This window comes from Pseudomonas sp. S2_H10, assembly GCF_054668285.1.
Genome location: NZ_CP162754.1, coordinates 1,346,972 through 1,362,438 on the forward strand (window position 1 = coordinate 1,346,972; position 15,467 = coordinate 1,362,438).

A 15,467-nucleotide genomic window follows, 5' to 3' on the forward strand; every position below is an offset into this window, starting at 1 on the left:
ATCAGGTCCTGGAATAAATCGTTGGATTGCCCGCCGCTCAGTGGACGTCGGGCCAGTTAATTCGTTGTTGCAGTCAATCCGGCCGTTACCAACACCTTCAGCGACGCATCGAACTGTTTCAGCGCGGTCAGTTGCAGGTCGCGTTGCTGTTCGATTTGCGCGGCAATCTCGGGGGCGGCCTTGTCATGCACCCACACCGACGGCAGTTGTTTTTCCACCGCGCCTTCGGCCTTGCCGATGTATTGCAGGTTGGCGTCGTAGAACCGCGCGGCGAAACGCGCTTCGACCCGGTCGTTACGCTGGGTCAGCAACTGGTTGTGGGTATCGAGCATTACCACTACATCGGGATGCGCCTGCACCAGCGCTTCGAGGTTGTCGTAGACCGTCACCGACAGAAAAGTCTTGTGCAGCGAGCTCATCAGCCAGTCGATGGCCAGGTCCGGATCGGAGCTGTGGACGAATGCCTGGCGAATCCGTGCATCCAGTGCATTCTTCGCACCGTTCAGCGCGACCGAGTGGTATTGCTCAAGGTATTGCAGGTTCTCCACGGTGTTTTCGCTGTAGAGCACCCCGACCGTCTGCCCGTATTGCAATCCGCCCTGGCTCGCCGTGATGGGCGGCAGATGGCAGGCGCGTGCGTCCTCGGCGTAGGCCGATGCGGTGGATGCAACACTGCCCAGCAACAAGGCAATCACAGCCAGTCGGGTCAAGATTTTCATCGCGCAGGTTCCTTGAGCAGCGTGTTCAATGCAGGCGATTTTCCGCCTTTGCGCAGAAAACAGAACTTGCGATGCTTGATGGTGACTATTGACTGAACCAATAGTGCATCTGGCGCAAACTTACCGGTCGATGTCGAACAAGCGGCTGTGCCGGGCGCCCACGGTTCATTACAGTGGCGTCTGCACTCAAAACCCGATCAAGGAATGGAACAATGGTGACCTGCTACCTGAAATACGTGCTCGATCCCTACCAGCTCGAAGCCTTCGAGCACTACGGCAAGTTGTGGATTCCCCTGGTGGAAAAATTAGGCGGCCAGCACCACGGCTACTTTTTGCCGTCCGAAGGCGCCAACAACATCGCCCTGGCGCTGTTCACTTTCCCGAGCCTGGCGGCGTACGAGCATTATCGGCAGCAGTCGATGAACGATCCGCAGTGCATCGCGGCGTTCAAGTACGCCGAGGAGAAGAAATTCATCCTCAGCTATGAGCGTTCGTTCATGCGGCCGGTGTTTGGCTGACAGGATCGCTGACTCAGTCTTTTTTCAGATCCAGGCAGTAGGTGTAGTAACCGGGGTCGCGCACCCAGCCCAGGGATTCATACAGGTGCTGGGCGGTGAGGTTGTCGGTGGCGGTTTCCAGGGTCATGCCCTTGCCGCCGGCCAGCCTGGCAAAATCCCGGGCGGTGTTCATCAGCAGCGTGCCGACGCCTTTGCCCCGGGCGGCGGGTGTGGTGAACAGGTCACCGAGCAGCCAGGTGCGGTGGGCGTCGATCGAGGAAAAGGTCGGGAACAGCTGGACGAAGCCGAGGTCTTCACCGTCGTTGTCCCGGGCAAGAAAAATCACCGATTCGTCCCGGGCGATGCGCTCGGCGATGAAGGCGCGTGATTGCGCAAGGTTCGACGGCTGCTCGTAGAACATCCGGTAGGCGTCAAACAAAGGGGCGATCTGGTCGATGTGCGATGCGTCGGCGCGCAGGGCCTGAATAGCCATGAGGGTGCTCCATTGCGGTCTCAAGGAATTACAGACTAGCAATGACGAAGGACCAGCGACGGATAATTTGTCCCGACGAAGATCAACTGTAGGAGCCGGCTTGCTGGCGATCCAGTCGGCGCGGTGTGTCAGGTGGACCGCTTTCGCTGGCAAGCCAGCTCCTACAGGGTTTTGTGTGGATCAAACCCGCACGTTACGCCCCGGCAGCGAAGTCCGCTGGCTGCTCTCCCAGCCCTCGACCAACCCCACCGGCACATCCGCAGACGGCAACATCTGCACGCCACGCACCAGATCGGAGGCGCGCTCGGCGAGCATGATGGTCGGCGCATTGAGGTTGCCGTTCGGCTCGGTCGGGAACACCGACGAATCGATCACCCGCAGACCGGCGATGCCGCGCACGCGCAATTCGGAATCGACCACCGCCATGTCATCCTCGCCCATGCGGCACGAACCGCACGGATGGTAGGTGCTTTCCAGGTTGTCACGGACGAAGGCGTCGAGGTCCTCATCGCTGGTCACCTGCGCGCCCGGGGCGATTTCGCCGTCGCGGAAGCGGTCCATGGCTTTCTGGCCGATGATTTCGCGGGTCAGGCGAATGCAGCGACGGAAACCTTCGCGGTCCTCTTCACGCTCCAGGTAGTTGAAGCGGATCTCCGGATGCTCGTACGGGTCGGCCGAGCGCACGCGCACGTAACCACGGCTTTTCGGTTTGTTCGGCCCGGTCAGCACCATGAAGCCGTGGCCCTTGATCGGCTTGTTGCCGTCGTAGCGCATCGCTGCCGGCAGGAAGTGGAACTGGATGTCCGGCCAGCGCAGTCCCTTCTCGGAACGGATGAAACCACCGGCCTCGAAGTGGTTGGTAGCGCCCAGGCCATCCTTGAACAGCAGCCAGCGCAGACCGATCATCAACTTGCTCAGCGGGTCCATCTTGTTGTTGAGGGTCACCGGTTCCTTGCAGCCGAACTGGATGTACACCTCGGCGTGATCCTGCAGGTTCTCCCCTACCCCCGGCAGGTCGTGACGTACGCCGATCCCCGCCTTGCGCAGCACGTCCGCCGGGCCGATGCCCGAGCGTTGCAGCAGGTGCGGCGAACCGATCGGCCCGGACGAAATCAGCACTTCGCGGTTGCAATGCACCTGGTGGGTCTGGCCGCCGTGGTCATAGATGACCCCGACCGCACGCTTGCCTTCGAGGATGACCTGGCGCGTCATCGCATGGGTGATTACCGTCAGGTTCGGACGGCCCATGGCCGGGCGCAGGTACGCATTGGCCGTTGAGCAACGCACACCGTTTTTCACGGTCATGTGCATGGCGCCGAAACCTTCCTGCATGTAGCCGTTGCAGTCTTCGGTCTTGATGTAGCCCGCTTCCGCGCCGGCTTCGACCCAGGCGCCGTACAGCGGGTTTTTCATGTGGTTGCCGTTGGTGGTGTGCAGCGGTCCGGTCTGCCCGCGATAGCTGTCACCGCCCGACTCGTAGCTCTCGGCGCGCTTGAAGTACGGCAGGCAATTCTTGTAGCCCCAACCCTCGGCACCGAGGGATTCCCACTCGTCGAAGTCCAGTGCGTGGCCACGGATGTACACCAGGCCGTTGATCGACGACGAGCCGCCCAGCACCTTGCCCCGTGGGCAGTGGATGCGTCGGCCGTTGAGGTGGGTCTCCGGCTCGGTTTCGTAGCGCCAGTTGTATTTCTTGGTGTTCATCGGGATCGAGAATGCGCTCGGCATCTGGATCACTACGCTCTTGTCACTGCCGCCGAATTCCAGGACCAGCACCGAGGTGGCCGGGTCTTCGCTCAGGCGGTTGGCCAACACACAACCTGCCGAGCCTGCGCCAATGATGATGTAGTCGTATTTTTGCGTAATCATGGTCATCTCCCGACCGTCGATTCAGTGAATACCGGCTGTGGCTGCTGTTTGTGGGTCAGCGTGTCGCCGGTGGTGTATTGCGGCGAGTTTTTCTCGATCTGCTGGATCACCACTTCTTCGCGCTTGAGGTCGATCGAGCGGCTCAGCCAGTAGTACGCCAGGCCCGAGACGATCAGCCCGACCAGCCAGGCGATGTCGATGCTGCCCAGCGCCTTGGCGAGCGGGCCGACATACACCTCGCGCTGTTCAACGCCGTCGAAGATGTAGAAGAACGGGATCATCGAGATAAAGCCGATGGCATAGGCGGCGATGCCGCGCAGGCCCCAGCTGCCGTAGATGTTGCCGTGGGGCATGAAGAAGTGCGGGATGGCGTAGCGGCCCTTGCGCACGAAGAAGTAGTCGGTGAGGTTGACCGAAGTCCAGGGCACCAGGAAGTACAGCATCACCACCAGGTAGATCCCCAGCACCGACAGGCCTTTGCCGGAACTCTGGATGCTCAGGGCAACGCCCAGTTGCAGCAGGATCACAAACGCGATGGCGAGGATGCGAGCCCTGCGGGTTGGCTCGATGTGCTTGATCGAGTCGACGCAGGTCAGCGTGGTCAGCTTGGCGCTGTAGATGTTCATCGCGATCACCGGCAGGAACGCCAGGATGGTGACCACCACCACCGCCGTGCCCATCAGCGGCGACACGGTATTGCCGACCTGCCCCAGAGCCACCAGCACGTCAGTGGAGTGCAGGTGATCGGCCAGCCAGCCACCCACGGAAATCATCCACGCGCCGGACAACGAGGCACCGAGGAACACCACGGCGATCAGCTTGCCGCTGGAGGTGTTTTTCGGCAGATAGCGCGAGTAGTCCGACACGTACGGGGCGTAGGCGATGTTGTAGCTGGCGGCGGCCGCAAACTGCGCGATGAAACCGGTCCAGTTGAAACCCAGTGGCTCGCGGGCCACTTCGCCTTCGGCGAGTGCCGGTAGCACCGCATCCGGCACCCAGCCCATCACCACCGCGACGGTCACCAGGCCATACAGCGGCAACGACAGGTACAGCGCCCACTTGAAGCTGCGGTGCATCCAGTCATGGCCGAGAATCGCCAGCACCGCCGCCGGTATGGTCACCGCCACCGCGATCACCGCGGGGTTGAAACCGAACAGCGTGTGCAGCCCCTGCATCATCAGCACCAGGTTGACGATGTTGAAGCCGGCGAACACGAACAGCGTCGCCAGCAGCACCAGGATCACCCCGCGATAACCGAACTGCGCACGGGACTGGATCATCTGCGGCAGGCCAAGATGCGGGCCCTGGGAGCCGTGAAATGCCATGAACAGCGTGCCGAACATGATGCCCAGCGTACCGGCCAGGGTGGTCCACAGCGCGGTCAGGCCGACGCTCGGGCCGACGAAGCCGATGGTCATGGTGAAGAAGGTGAAATTGCCGAGAAACCAGAACGGGCCCTGGCTCGACAGTTTGTCGGTGCGCTCGCTCTCGGGGATGAAGTCGATCGAATGCGCCTCGACGACGGATTTTTCGTCGAGGCTGGACACGCTCGTGGCGGACTTGGCGTTAGTGTTCATGATGGACTCTTATTGTTGGAAGATCATGACGAGATAACCGCGTTCTTTCCCTGTGGGAGCGAGCCTGCTCGCGAAAAACGTTAACGATGACGAGGGCTGCCTGAATGTGCGCGGCGCTCGGACGTCTTTCGCGAGCAAGCTCGCTCCTACAAGGGGTGAGCTCACGCGTGCCTACCTGGCGTTGTTGCTGGAACCGAAAACCTGTGGGAGCGAGCTTGCTCGCGATAGCGGAGGGTCAGGCAACACAGATGTTGAATGTGCAACCGTCATCGCGGGCAAGCCCGCTCCCACAGGGGTTGTGCCAGCCTTGACTCAAGGTAAGGTGATCCACACCGCCTTGGTCTCGAGCAGGTAATCGAGCTGCTCGGCGCCCAGGTCCTTGCCGAATCCGGACTGCTTGTAGCCACCGAACGGCATCGACGGGTCGAGGGTGCCGTGGGCGTTGACGTAGACCGAGCCTGCTTTCAGACGCGGAATCAGGCTGTGCACCTTGCCCAGGTCGTTGGAATACAGGGCCGCCGCCAAGCCGTAGGGCGAGTCGTTGGCCAGGGCCAGTGCGTCCTCTTCATCGTCGAACGCTGCGGTGACCAGCACCGGGCCGAAGATCTCTTCCTGGACGATGCGCATGTCGTTGCGGCAGTTGGCGAAGATGGTCGGCTCGACGAAGAAGCCAGGGCCATCGACCGGTTGGCCGCCGTAGACCAGTTCGGCGCCTTCAGCCTTGCCGGTTTCGATGTACTCGGTCACGCGCTGCTTTTGCAGGGCCGAAACCAGCGGGCCGATGAAGCAGTCTGGATCCAGGCCCGGGGCGATTTTCAGGGTGCGCGTGTAGGCGATCAGCTCACGCAGGAATTCGTCGTAGACGCTGCTATGAATATAGGCCCGTGTACCGGCGTCGCATACCTGCCCGGAGTTGAAAAACACGCCGTTGGCGACCGCTTGGGCGGCGGCCGGGATGTCGGCGTCGGCGCAGACGATGACCGGTGATTTGCCACCGAGTTCGAGGGTCAGGCGCTTCATGTCATCCAGCGCTGCGCGGCCGACCGTCTGGCCGACCGGGGTCGAACCGGTGAAGGTCAGTTTGTCGATGCCCGGGTGGGTGGCCATGGCCGCACCGACCACGCTGCCGCGCCCGGTGACGATGTTGATCACGCCGTCGGGAATGCCCGCTTCCTGCACCAGTTCAGCGAAGCGCAGGGCCGACAGCGAAGTCAGTTCGGCGGGCTTGACCACCACGGTGCAACCGGTGGCCAGCGCCGCACCGAGCTTCCAGGCCATGGTTTGCAGCGGGAAGTTCCACGGCACGATGGCGCCGACGACGCCGACCGCTTCCTTGCGGGTATAGGCCAGGTAGTTGCCCGGCAGCGACGGTTCGACGGTACGGCCATGGAGCTTGGTGGCCCAGCCGGCGAAGTACCGCAGGGTGTCGACGGTGCCCTGGATGTCCACGTCCTTGGCGAAGGCCACGGATTTGCCCATGTCGATCGATTCGATTTCCGCCAGCTCGGCAGCGTTCTGTTCGATCAGGTCGGCCAGGCGTTGCATCATGCGCTCGCGCTCGGCCGGCTTGGCCTGACGCCAGGCGCCGCCGTCGAACTGGGCGCGGGCGGCTTGCACGGCGCGGTCCAGGTCATCGGTGGTGCCCATGGGAATACGGGTGATCAGGCCTTCGGTCGAGGGTTCGATCACATCGGAGGTCTGGCCGTCGCTGGCTTCGACCCAGGCGCCGCCGATGAACATTTTCTGGACCTTGCTGAGGAAGGTCTGGGTGGCTTCGCTGACGCCGAATTTCTGCAGGTAACTTTTGACGATCGTGTCCATTTTTGTTCTCTCTGCCCGGCAGTCAGAGCCTGCCGGGTCACTGGTTTCGATGATCAGGCTGATGCGGCTTCGCTCTCGGCGGCTGCCCGCACCTTGCCACGCTCGTGGAAGATGAAACCGATGCTGTTGAGCAGCAGTTGCGCGGCCAGGATCGAGGTCATGCCGGTCGGGTCGTACACCGGCGCCACTTCCACCAAGTCCATGCCGACGATGTTGCCCTTGCTGCGCTTGGCCAGGGCCTGGATGATTTCCAGCACTTCGTAGTAGAGGAAGCCGCCGTGGCTCGGGGTGCCGGTGCCGGGGGCGATGGACGGGTCGAAACCGTCGATGTCGATGGTGATGTAGTAGTTGATGTTCTGCGGGATCAGCGCCAGCACACCCTCGACGCCGAGGCGACGCACGTCGCGCACCGAGAGGATTTTCGAGCCGGCTTCGTGGGCCGCTTCGTAGTCGTCGCGGTTGGACGACGACACGTTGCGGATGCCCATCTGGGTCATGCCGACGATGTGGTTCATTTCGGACGCGCGGCGCAGCGGGTTGCCGTGGCCGTAGCGAACACCGTGGCGTTCGTCGACGAAATCCAGGTGCGCATCGAAGTGGATGATGTGGATCGGGCCGCGGCCTTCGAAGGCCTTGATCACTGGCGCGTGTACCGAGTGGTCACCGCCGAGCACCACCGGCATCACGCCGGCATCGAGGATCTTGCGTACGGCGTATTCGGTGTTCTTGTTACTGGTGACCATGTCGGTGTGGACGATGTCGGCATCACCGACGTCGACCATGCGCACGTCCGATGCGGTGAGGTACATCACGTCATCTTCGTGGTCGTAGGCGCCGGCGTGGCCGAAGGAAAACAGCGTCGATGCTTCACGAATCCCGCGTGGTCCGAAGCGTGCGCCGGAGCGCCACTGGGTGCCCATGTCGTTGGGCACGCCGAGCACCGCGACGTCGGCATCCAGTGCATCCCAATCGGTGCACACCGGGGATTTGCCAAAGGTGCAATGACCCACGAATGGCAGGTTCAGGCGACCGGATTCATAACCGTTGTTCGACATTTCTAGCCTCTCCACTTCTTGTTATCGGCTTGACGGACTGCAAGGCGACCGCCGTTGGAAAGACTATGGGCGCAGGTTTTCGTGGAAAAAATGCTAAACATCAGATACTCATATCGGCATTCCCGATGCATCCACATGCCGGAGGTGCCAGATGATCCAGCTGCACGATGTCGACCTGAAACTGCTCAGGGTGTTTGCCACGATTGTCCGTTGCGGGGGCTTCTCGGCCGCGCAGGCGGCGCTGAATGCCGGGCAGTCGACCATCAGCGAACAGATGACCCACCTGGAAACCCGCCTCGGGGTCAAACTCTGCCAGCGCGGGCGCAGCGGCTTTCGCCTGACCGAACAGGGCGTGGCGATTCACGAAGCCACCCAGCGCCTGCTGTCGGCGGTGGAGAATTTCTGCATGGACGCCGACGTGCTGAAGCAGCACATCAGCGGCAAGCTCAACCTGGGGATCATCGACACCACGATCACCGACCCCGACTCGCCGATCCCGCGCACCACCCAGCGCTTCGTCTCCCGAGGCCATGACGTACACCTGAACGTGTACGTCGGCACCCCGGCGGAACTCGAAGAGCGGGTGCTCGACGGTCGTTTGCACCTGGCCATCGGGCACTTCCCGATCCATCTGCCGGGCCTGTTGCAAGCGCCGCTGTACCAGGAAGCCCTTGGCTTGTATTGCGGGCGCCGCCACCCGTTGTACGGCAGCCAGGCTGAAGGCGAGGAACTGCTCGAAGAAGTCGCTGCCGGGCGGATCGTGGTGCGCGGCTACATGCAGCAATACGACCTCGAACACCTGGGCGTCAGCAAGGCCGCCGCCACCGTGGACAACATCGAAGCCACCGCGATCCTGATCATTTCCGGCGCCTACCTGGGATTTCTGCCCGAGCATTTCGCCGCCCAATGGATCAAGAGCGGTGAGATGCACCAGTTGGCACCCGCGAGCCTGCGCCTGAAATCGCCGTTCGACGTGATCACCCGGCGCGGCACCGCACCGCCGCCGATCCTCCAGGCGTTCCTCGAGGACCTGGCCGCCAGCGCCCGCAAAACCGGCACGCCGTGAGGTGACACTCGCCAAATTGAAATTTTGCCGGGCATACTGATTTTAGTTCGCCAACCTTGCAGGCCTGTCATGCGCATCCACGTCACCTTCATCGACCGCGTCGGAATCACCCAGGAAGTGCTGGCCCTGCTCGGTGGACGCAGTTTCAACCTGGACGCCGTGGAGATGGTGCCGCCAAACGTCTACATCGACGCGCCGACCCTCGGTACCGAGGTGCTGGAGGAGTTGCGCGAAGCGCTTTTCGGCGTACACGGCGTGCAAGCGGTGACCATGGTCGACATCCTTCCGGGGCAACGTCGGCGCCTGCAACTGGACGCGCTGCTGGCCGCCAGTTCCGACCCGGTGCTGGCGGTGGATGACCGTGGCCATGTGCTGCTGGCCAACCCGGCGCTGATTGCCCTGTGCGGGCGCGAACCGGCCGGTGAATCGCTGACCGCACTGTTCGACGATGCCGACTTGCAGCGCACCTTGATCGCTCAGCATTTCCGCCTGCCGATGCACGAGGTCAGCCTGGGCGGCCAGACCTTGCTGCTCGACGCGATGCCGATCACCGACGCTGGCGCCCTGCTCACCCTGTACCAACCCAATCGCATTGGCGAACGCCTGTCGGCGCTGCACCATGACCATGCCGAAGGCTTCGATGCGCTGCTCGGCGAATCGCCGCCGATCCGCGCGCTCAAGGCCCGCGCCCAACGGGTGGCGGCCCTCGATGCGCCGTTGTTGATCCAGGGTGAGACCGGCACCGGCAAGGAGTTGGTGGCCCGCGCCTGCCATGCCATCAGCCCACGCCACGACGCGCCGTTCCTGGCCCTGAACTGCGCGGCACTGCCGGAGAGCCTCGCCGAAAGCGAGCTGTTCGGCTACGCCCCCGGCGCCTTCACCGGCGCGCAACGGGGCGGCAAGCTCGGCCTGCTGGAACTGGCGGACCAGGGCACGGTGTTCCTCGATGAAGTGGGGGAAATGTCGCCCTATCTGCAGGCCAAGTTGCTGCGCTTCTTGAGCGATGGTTGCTTCCGTCGGGTCGGTGGCGACAAAGAGGTCCGAGTCAATGTGCGGGTGCTCAGCGCCACTCACCGCGACCTGGAAAAAATGGTCGCCGAGGGGCGTTTCCGTGAAGACCTGTTCTACCGCCTCAACGTGCTCAACCTGCAGGTGCCGCCGCTGCGCGAGCGCGGGCACGACATCCTGCTGATGGCCAACCACTTCATGCAACAAGCCTGCGCGCAGATCCAGCGACCGCCGTGTCGTTTGGCACCGAGCACCTTCGACGCCCTGCTCGGCAACCGCTGGCCGGGCAACGTTCGGCAACTGCAAAACGTGATCTTCCGCGCGGCGGCGATTTGCGAAAATCCGCTGGTGGACATCGACGACCTCGACATTGCGCGCACGGCGGTGGAGCGGCAGAACGACGGCGAAGTCGGCAGCCTGGAAGAGGCGGTTGGCGACTTTGAGAAGAACCTGCTGGAGCAGTTGTATCGCAGTTATCCGTCCAGTCGGTTGCTGGCGGCAAGGCTGCAGACTTCCCATAGCGCGATTGCGATTCGGTTGCGCAAGTATGGGATTCCCGGCAAACCCTGATCCCTTTTGGGGGATCACTATCCCACAACAAACACTGGAACCTGTGGGAGCGGGCTTGCTCCGGGCGGCGTTCCGACGATGACGGTGGACCAGCCAACATCAAAGTTGAATGTCAGTCAGCTATCGCGGGCAAGCCCGCTCCCACAGGACTTGCGTCGTCGCTGAATCAATGTCTGCAAATCGATACAGCGTAGCGAAATCAAGACAAAACCTTTCCCACCCCGCAATTACGGCGTCTGCGCCCACAGCCCTGCCTGCCTGTATTGATTTCAATACAAATAAAATCGCTCGCACCTAATAAAATAACTTCAAGCCATTGATTTAAAACAACTAATAAACATTGGCACCACCCTTGCTATCACTCCTCCAACCCCGCTCGTCGCCCCGCCACGAGCCTTAAAACAATAAGGAGTTGATATGAGCGAATTGCGTTTCACCGTCGATCACGAATGGTTGCGCCTTGAGAGCAATGGCCTGGTCACCGTCGGCATCACGGCGTTTGCCCAACAGGCGCTGGGGGATGTGGTGTTCGTTCAGGTGCCTGAACTCGGTGCCTTCGATGCAGGCGCTGAAGTGTCGGTGCTGGAATCGGTGAAGGCCGCCAGCAGTATCGGCATGCCGCTGGACGGTGAAGTGGTCGAGATCAACGGGGCGCTCGAGAGCACCCCGGAACTGGTCAACGAAGACCCGTTGGGCGAAGGCTGGTTCTTTCGCTTCAAACCGGTCGACATCGAAGCGCTGAGCGATCTACTGGATCAAGACGCCTATGAGCGCCTGACCGCCGAACACGCCGACGCCTGAAGCCCCCGAATTCAAAAAAGGACCACACCATGTTCAGCAAGCACGACCAGATCAAAGGCTACGACGACGAACTGCTGGCGGCGATGAACGCCGAGGATGCGCGGCAGGAACACCATATCGAACTGATCGCCTCGGAAAACTACACCAGCCAACGGGTGATGGAGGCACAAGGCAGCGGCCTGACCAACAAGTACGCCGAAGGGTACCCCGGCAAGCGTTACTACGGCGGCTGCGAGCACGTCGACGTGGTCGAGCAACTGGCCATCGACCGCGCCAAGCAACTGTTCGGCGCCGACTACGCCAACGTCCAGCCGCACTCCGGCAGCCAGGCCAACGCGGCGGTTTACCTGGCCCTGCTTCAGGCCGGCGACACTGTGCTGGGCATGAGCCTGGCCCACGGCGGTCACTTGACCCACGGCGCCAAGGTGAGTTTTTCCGGCAAGCTGTACAACGCCGTGCAGTACGGCATCGACACCCGCACCGGCCTGATCGACTACGACGAAGTCGAGCGCCTGGCCGTCGAGCACAAGCCGAAGATGATCATCGCCGGGTTCTCGGCCTATTCGAAGACCCTGGACTTCCCGCGCTTCCGCCAGATCGCCGACAAGGTCGGTGCCTATTTCTTCGTCGACATGGCCCACGTCGCCGGGCTGGTGGCCACGGGTCTGTACCCCAATCCCCTGCCCTACGCCGACGTGGTCACCACGACTACGCACAAGACCCTGCGCGGTCCGCGTGGCGGTTTGATTCTGGCCAAGGCCAACCCGGAGCTGGAGAAGAAGCTCAACGCCGCGGTATTCCCCGGTGGTCAGGGCGGCCCGCTGATGCACGTGATCGCCGCCAAGGCCGTGTGCTTCAAGGAAGCGCTGGAACCGGCGTTCAAGACTTATCAGGCACAGGTGATCCGCAACGCCCAGGCCATGGCGCAGGTGTTTATCGAGCGCGGTTATGACGTGGTGTCCGGCGGCACCGACAACCACCTGTTCCTGGTCAGCCTGATCCGCCAGGGCCTGACCGGCAAGGACGCCGACGCCGCCCTCGGCCGCGCCGGCATCACCGTGAACAAGAACGCGGTGCCCAATGACCCGCAATCGCCGTTCGTGACCTCCGGCCTGCGCATTGGTACGCCGGCGATCACCAGCCGTGGCTTCAAGGAAGCGCAAAGCATCGCGTTGGCGGGATGGATCTGCGACATCCTCGATCACCTCGGCGATGCCGATATCGAGGCCAATGTCGCCCGCCAGGCCGCCGCCCTGTGCGCGGACTTCCCGGTCTACCGCGACTGAGCAAACACGACAAAACCCTATGGAAAAAACCCTGTGGGAGCGAGCTTGCTCGCGATGGGGCCATTACATTCAGCATTGATGTTGAATGAAAGTCCGCCATCGCGAGCAAGCTCGCTCCCACAGGGTCTCCCACAGGTTCAGTACCCTGCTGCACAAGGAAATCACCATGAATGCCATTGTCGATTCAACCGGCAAGATCCCGGCCAAAATAGAAATCGGCACCAAACTGCGCGGCGCGGAAAAGGTCGCGCGGATTCCGGTGAAGATCATTCCCACGGATGAATTCCCGCGCAAACCCGACTGGATTCGTGTGCGTATGCCGATCTCTCCCGAGGTCGACCGGATCAAGCAACTGTTGCGCAAGCACAAGCTGCACAGCGTCTGCGAAGAAGCCTCGTGCCCCAACCTCGGTGAATGTTTCTCCGGTGGCACCGCGACCTTCATGATCATGGGCGACATCTGCACCCGGCGCTGCCCGTTCTGCGATGTCGGCCATGGCCGGCCCAAACCGCTGGACGCCAACGAGCCGATGAACCTCGCCGTGGCCATCGCCGAACTGCGCCTGAAGTACGTGGTGATCACCTCGGTGGACCGCGACGATTTGCGCGATGGCGGCGCTCAACACTTTGTCGATTGCCTGCGGGAGATCCGCAAGCTGTCCCCCGGCATTCAACTGGAAACCCTGGTGCCGGATTATCGCGGACGCATGGACGTGGCCCTGGCGATCACCGCCAATGAGCCGCCGGATGTGTTCAACCACAACCTGGAAACCGTACCGCGTCTGTACAAGGCTGCGCGGCCGGGTTCGGACTTCGAGTGGTCGCTGGACCTGCTGCAGAAATTCAAACTCGCGGTGCCCGGCGTACCGACCAAATCCGGCCTGATGCTCGGTCTTGGCGAAACCGACGAGGAAGTCATCGAGGTCATGCAGCGCATGCGCGAGCACGACATCGACATGCTGACCCTCGGCCAATACCTGCAACCCTCGCGCAGTCACTTGCCGGTGCAGCGCTTCGTGCATCCGGACACCTTTGCCTGGTTCGCCGAGGAAGGCACGCGCATGGGCTTCAAGAACGTGGCGTCCGGGCCGCTGGTGCGTTCGTCCTATCACGCTGATCAACAACTTCATGGAGGTACCGGCGGTTTCAAGCCATGATGGAATGACTGGTCATGCATGGAGCCGTTCCCGATGTCGCGTTCACCCTGTCTGTTGTTGCTGTGCCTGAGCCTTGCCACGCCGTGCATGGCCGATGAACCGAAGCCCGGGCACATGGTGTATGTGCGCAACGTCGACCCGGGCATCGAACAGGACATCCGCTACGCCAGCGCGCACAACTTCACCGGGCATCCGCTCGACGGCTACCAGGCGGCGGAGTGCCTGCTGTCGGAGGACGCTGCAAAGGCATTGGCCCGAGTGCAAAGCTCGCTGAAAGCCGAAGGCTACGGCTTGAAGGTATTCGATTGTTATCGCCCGACCCGCGCGGTAGCGGACATGGGTCGCTTCGCCACCGAACCTGGTGACCCACTGAAGACTGAGTTCTATCCACGGGTCGACAAGCAGGACTTCTGGCGCCTGGGCTATGTGGCCCGGGTGTCCAACCACTCCCGGGGCAACACCGTCGACCTGACCCTGACCGGCCCCGACACCCTGCCCGCCGACACCTGGACACCGTCAGCCACGCCTGGGGATTGCACCGCCCCTTACGGCCAGCGCTGGCACGACGGCGCGCTCGACATGGGCACCGGTTTCGATTGCTTCGATGAGCGGGCGCACACCGATTCGACGCTGATCAACACCACGGCCAAAGCCCATCGCCAGCGCCTGACCAGTGCCATGGCCAAGGAAGGCTTCGTGGGTTATTCGGCCGAGTGGTGGCACTTCACCTACGGCGGGAATCCGCCGAAGCCGGACGTCATGGACTTCCCCATCACGCCTCTGCAGCCATGAAGCCTCTGATCAGAACCCTGTTGGCGCTGCTTTTTCCGCTATTCGCGATGGCCCAGGGACTCGACGACAGCGATCAACTGATCGTGGTCACCAGCAAAAACTGGGATGACATCCAGGGCACTGCCCAGCGCTATGAACGGCACGGGCGGACCTTGCAGAAATTCGAAGCGCCCTTTGCAGTGGTGCTCGGCAAGAACGGCATGGGCTGGGGCAAGGGGCTACTCGATACCGGGCAACCTGAAGGACCGGTCAAACAGGAAGGCGACGGCAAGGCGCCGGCCGGAATGTTCAAGCTGGGCGCGGCGTTCGGCTATGCGCCTTCGGCCGAGACCCGCCAGCCTTATCTACCGCTGACGCAGACCATCGAATGCGTGGATGACAGCCAATCCACGCGTTACAACGAACTGGTCGATGGCGCGGTCGTCGACAAAGACTGGAGCAGTTCCGAACGGATGCGTCGCTCGGATGAGCTGTACCGACAGGGCATCTTCATCCAGCACAACACCCCGGCCTCGCCCGCTGCCGGTTCGTGCATTTTCTTCCACATCTGGCGTGGGCCCACGGCGCCGACCCGAGGTTGTACGGCCATGGACCCGGCGGATATCGCGCGGTTGTTCGATTGGCTGGATCCGGGAAAATCCCCGGTGCTGGTGCAACTGCCGCAAGCGCAGTACGAGCAGTTGCGTGAGCGGTGGAAACTGCCTGAGCGCTAACCCTGTGGCGAGGGGGCTTGCCCCCTCGCCACAAAAGCCCCTTG

The 15,467-nt window shown here is 62.3% G+C and carries 14 protein-coding genes; 8 read left to right on the forward strand and 6 right to left on the reverse strand.

What is annotated here, in order from left to right; genetic code table 11:
* Positions 1-56: 56 nt before the first annotated feature.
* Positions 57-719, reverse strand: coding sequence for an ATPase (locus AB4O16_RS05950; RefSeq protein WP_460157285.1), 663 nt, complete (start codon positions 717-719; stop codon positions 57-59).
* Between the two features lie 212 nt (positions 720-931).
* On the opposite strand from AB4O16_RS05950, the gene AB4O16_RS05955 reads away from it, so the two are divergent.
* The gene (locus AB4O16_RS05955; RefSeq protein WP_460157286.1) at positions 932-1,237 is read left to right on the forward strand and encodes an NIPSNAP family protein; all 306 of its coding nucleotides are present in this window, start codon (positions 932-934) and stop codon (positions 1,235-1,237) included.
* A gap of 13 nt (positions 1,238-1,250) precedes the next feature.
* On the opposite strand, the gene AB4O16_RS05960 is transcribed toward AB4O16_RS05955, so the two are convergent.
* The 5 genes from AB4O16_RS05960 to speB form a co-directional block, all read right to left on the reverse strand.
* Positions 1,251-1,709, reverse strand: coding sequence for a GNAT family N-acetyltransferase (locus AB4O16_RS05960; protein WP_460157287.1), 459 nt, complete (start codon positions 1,707-1,709; stop codon positions 1,251-1,253).
* Positions 1,710-1,889: 180 nt separating this feature from the next.
* Positions 1,890-3,578: a choline dehydrogenase gene (gene betA / locus AB4O16_RS05965; protein WP_460157288.1), complete on the reverse strand. Its 1,689-nt coding sequence runs from the start codon at positions 3,576-3,578 to the stop codon at positions 1,890-1,892.
* 2 nt (positions 3,579-3,580) lie between these two features.
* Positions 3,581-5,155, reverse strand: a complete 1,575-nt coding sequence (locus AB4O16_RS05970) for a purine-cytosine permease family protein (RefSeq protein WP_460157289.1) — start codon at positions 5,153-5,155, stop codon at positions 3,581-3,583.
* A gap of 312 nt (positions 5,156-5,467) precedes the next feature.
* A complete protein-coding gene (locus AB4O16_RS05975) occupies positions 5,468-6,976 on the reverse strand; it encodes an aldehyde dehydrogenase family protein (protein WP_460157290.1) in 1,509 nt (502 codons plus the stop codon).
* A gap of 53 nt (positions 6,977-7,029) precedes the next feature.
* Entirely contained in the window at positions 7,030-8,031 is a 1,002-nt protein-coding gene (gene speB, locus AB4O16_RS05980) for an agmatinase (protein ID WP_095943760.1), read from the reverse strand.
* Between the two features lie 151 nt (positions 8,032-8,182).
* Between speB and AB4O16_RS05985 the strand changes: the two genes are divergently transcribed.
* From AB4O16_RS05985 to AB4O16_RS06015, 7 genes are all read left to right on the forward strand, one after another.
* The gene (locus tag AB4O16_RS05985; RefSeq protein ID WP_460157291.1) at positions 8,183-9,097 is read left to right on the forward strand and encodes a LysR family transcriptional regulator; all 915 of its coding nucleotides are present in this window, start codon (positions 8,183-8,185) and stop codon (positions 9,095-9,097) included.
* A gap of 69 nt (positions 9,098-9,166) precedes the next feature.
* Positions 9,167-10,675 (forward strand): sigma-54-dependent transcriptional regulator, encoded by a 1,509-nt coding sequence (locus tag AB4O16_RS05990; protein ID WP_460157292.1) that lies wholly within the window; start codon positions 9,167-9,169, stop codon positions 10,673-10,675.
* Positions 10,676-11,092: 417 nt separating this feature from the next.
* Entirely contained in the window at positions 11,093-11,476 is a 384-nt protein-coding gene (gene gcvH / locus AB4O16_RS05995) for a glycine cleavage system protein GcvH (protein WP_160390055.1), read from the forward strand.
* A gap of 29 nt (positions 11,477-11,505) precedes the next feature.
* Positions 11,506-12,762, forward strand: a complete 1,257-nt coding sequence (gene glyA, locus AB4O16_RS06000) for a serine hydroxymethyltransferase (RefSeq protein ID WP_460157293.1) — start codon at positions 11,506-11,508, stop codon at positions 12,760-12,762.
* Between the two features lie 166 nt (positions 12,763-12,928).
* Positions 12,929-13,918: a lipoyl synthase gene (lipA, locus tag AB4O16_RS06005; protein WP_460157294.1), complete on the forward strand. Its 990-nt coding sequence runs from the start codon at positions 12,929-12,931 to the stop codon at positions 13,916-13,918.
* Positions 13,919-13,951: 33 nt separating this feature from the next.
* Positions 13,952-14,710 (forward strand): M15 family metallopeptidase, encoded by a 759-nt coding sequence (locus AB4O16_RS06010; RefSeq protein ID WP_460157295.1) that lies wholly within the window; start codon positions 13,952-13,954, stop codon positions 14,708-14,710.
* Positions 14,707-15,423 (forward strand): L,D-transpeptidase family protein, encoded by a 717-nt coding sequence (locus tag AB4O16_RS06015; RefSeq protein ID WP_460157296.1) that lies wholly within the window; start codon positions 14,707-14,709, stop codon positions 15,421-15,423. Before AB4O16_RS06010 ends, AB4O16_RS06015 begins: the two co-directional genes overlap by 4 nt.
* Positions 15,424-15,467 lie beyond the last annotated feature (44 nt).

What these genes read in the sequence shown, in the direction of transcription:
- AB4O16_RS05950 (WP_460157285.1), bottom strand. Translation starts at nt 719, where the DNA reads ATGAAAATCTTGACCCGACTGGCTGTGATTGCCTTGTTGCTGGGCAGT.
- AB4O16_RS05955 (WP_460157286.1), top strand. Translation starts at nt 932, where the DNA reads ATGGTGACCTGCTACCTGAAATACGTGCTCGATCCCTACCAGCTCGAA.
- AB4O16_RS05960 (WP_460157287.1), bottom strand. Translation starts at nt 1,709, where the DNA reads ATGGCTATTCAGGCCCTGCGCGCCGACGCATCGCACATCGACCAGATC.
- betA (WP_460157288.1), bottom strand. Translation starts at nt 3,578, where the DNA reads ATGATTACGCAAAAATACGACTACATCATCATTGGCGCAGGCTCGGCA.
- AB4O16_RS05970 (WP_460157289.1), bottom strand. Translation starts at nt 5,155, where the DNA reads ATGAACACTAACGCCAAGTCCGCCACGAGCGTGTCCAGCCTCGACGAA.
- AB4O16_RS05975 (WP_460157290.1), bottom strand. Translation starts at nt 6,976, where the DNA reads ATGGACACGATCGTCAAAAGTTACCTGCAGAAATTCGGCGTCAGCGAA.
- speB (WP_095943760.1), bottom strand. Translation starts at nt 8,031, where the DNA reads ATGTCGAACAACGGTTATGAATCCGGTCGCCTGAACCTGCCATTCGTG.
- AB4O16_RS05985 (WP_460157291.1), top strand. Translation starts at nt 8,183, where the DNA reads ATGATCCAGCTGCACGATGTCGACCTGAAACTGCTCAGGGTGTTTGCC.
- AB4O16_RS05990 (WP_460157292.1), top strand. Translation starts at nt 9,167, where the DNA reads ATGCGCATCCACGTCACCTTCATCGACCGCGTCGGAATCACCCAGGAA.
- gcvH (WP_160390055.1), top strand. Translation starts at nt 11,093, where the DNA reads ATGAGCGAATTGCGTTTCACCGTCGATCACGAATGGTTGCGCCTTGAG.
- glyA (WP_460157293.1), top strand. Translation starts at nt 11,506, where the DNA reads ATGTTCAGCAAGCACGACCAGATCAAAGGCTACGACGACGAACTGCTG.
- lipA (WP_460157294.1), top strand. Translation starts at nt 12,929, where the DNA reads ATGAATGCCATTGTCGATTCAACCGGCAAGATCCCGGCCAAAATAGAA.
- AB4O16_RS06010 (WP_460157295.1), top strand. Translation starts at nt 13,952, where the DNA reads ATGTCGCGTTCACCCTGTCTGTTGTTGCTGTGCCTGAGCCTTGCCACG.
- AB4O16_RS06015 (WP_460157296.1), top strand. Translation starts at nt 14,707, where the DNA reads ATGAAGCCTCTGATCAGAACCCTGTTGGCGCTGCTTTTTCCGCTATTC.